The 221-nt window shown below is 55.7% G+C and carries 1 pseudogene; it reads left to right on the forward strand.

Going from position 1 to position 221, the window contains the following annotated elements:
- Nucleotides 1–221: pseudogene (locus BHE85_RS26990) on the forward strand (DDE-type integrase/transposase/recombinase); the annotation flags it as partial.

Consider the following 221-nt stretch of genomic DNA (forward strand, 5'->3'; position numbering starts at 1 on the left):
TCAGTTCGTGGCAGAACGACCTGACCAGCTGTGGGTGGCTGATTTTACTTACGTCAGCACATGGCAGGGCTTCGTCTATGTGGCGTTCATCATTGATGTGTTTGCCGGATACATCGTGGGGTGCGGGTCTCATCGTCCATGGAAACGACATTCGTGCTGGATGCTCTGGAGCAGGCGTTATGGGCCCGTCGACCGTCCGGCACGGTCCATCACAGTGATAA

The sequence above is a fragment of the Shigella sp. FC1567 genome (genome assembly GCF_001743015.1).
Taxonomy (GTDB): Bacteria; Pseudomonadota; Gammaproteobacteria; order Enterobacterales; family Enterobacteriaceae; genus Escherichia; species Escherichia coli.